The sequence below is a fragment of the Dehalococcoidia bacterium genome (assembly GCA_025054935.1).
Taxonomy (GTDB): Bacteria; Chloroflexota; Dehalococcoidia; order SpSt-223; family SpSt-223; genus JANWZD01.
This window is the reverse complement of record JANWZD010000046.1, coordinates 1-760: the sequence shown is the minus strand read 5'-3', so window position 1 is coordinate 760 and position 760 is coordinate 1. Positions and strand designations below refer to the sequence as shown.

Annotated in this window: 1 protein-coding gene; it reads left to right on the top strand. The window is 67.0% G+C overall.

Annotated features, from left to right (window positions below):
- On the top strand, positions 1-760 hold a 760-nt coding region (gene recA / locus NZ773_16190; GenBank protein MCS6803467.1), incomplete at both ends, for a recombinase RecA.

Sequence of the window (760 nt, the reverse complement as noted above, 5' to 3'; positions counted from 1 at the left end):
ACCACCCTCGCCGCCACCATCGTCGCCCAAGCCCAGAAGCGGGGCGGCACCGCCGCCTACATCGACGCCGAGCATGCCCTTGACCCCGCCTACATGGCGACCTTGGGGGTGGACACCGCGCAGCTGCTCATCAGCCAGCCAGACAGCGCCGAGCAGGCGATGGAGATTGCCGAGGCGCTGGTGCGCAGCAACGCGATTGATGTGCTGGTGGTGGATAGCGTGGCGGCGCTGGCGCCCCGGGCGGAGATTGAAGGGGAGATGGGAGATGCGCATGTGGGGCTGCAGGCGCGGCTGATGAGCCAAGCGCTGCGGAAGCTGACGGCGGCGATTGCAAAGAGCCGGACGGCGGTGATTTTCATCAACCAGCTGCGGGAGAAGGTGGGGGTGCTGTTTGGGAACCCGGAGGTGACGCCGGGGGGGCGGGCGCTGAAGTTTTATGCGAGTGTGCGGCTGGACATCCGGCGGACGGAGGCGGTGAAGGTGGGGAGCGAGCAGGTGGGGAGCCGGGTGAAGGTGAAGGTGGTGAAGAACAAGGTGGCGCCGCCGTTTCGGCAGGCGGAGTTTGAGCTGCTGTTTGGGAGCGGGGTGAGCCGGGAGGGGGATATTCTGGACGTGGCGGTGGAGGCGGGGGTGGTGAAGAAGAGTGGGAGTTTTTACAGCTATGGGGAGCAGCGGCTGGGGCAAGGGCGGGAGAATGCGCGGGAGTATCTGAAGGCGCATCCGGAGTTGACCGACCAGCTCGAGGCCGAGCTCCGCGCGC